This is a genomic window from Pseudomonas sp. PDM25, assembly GCF_019219045.1.
Classification (GTDB): Bacteria; Pseudomonadota; Gammaproteobacteria; order Pseudomonadales; family Pseudomonadaceae; genus Aquipseudomonas.
On record NZ_JAHUWL010000082.1, the window covers coordinates 1 to 335 of the forward strand.

The following is a 335-nucleotide window of genomic DNA, read 5'->3' on the forward strand; positions in this document are numbered from 1 at the left end:
GAGCAATGACAGCGATGTCGATAACACCCTCAGCGTGACCGGCTTCACCGTCGCCGGCGTGACGGGTTCCTTTACTGCGGGTCAAGTCGCGACTATCGCCGGCGTCGGCACAGTGACTATCGCCGCCAATGGCGACTACAGCTTCACTCCGGTCGAGAACTACAACGGTGCCGTGCCGCAAGTCAGCTACACCACCAACACTGGCTCGACCAGCACCCTGGACCTGAACGTCACCCCGGTCGACGACGCGAGTGTGCTGACCGCTGATGCCCAAACCGTCGCTGAAGACACCGTTGCAGCCGGCAACGTGTTGAGCAATGACAGCGATGTCGATA

The 335-nt window shown here is 60.9% G+C and carries 1 protein-coding gene; it reads left to right on the forward strand.

The features are described 5' to 3' along the window. On the forward strand, window positions 1-335 hold a 335-nt coding region (locus KW848_RS31420; RefSeq protein WP_218539189.1), incomplete at both ends, for an Ig-like domain-containing protein.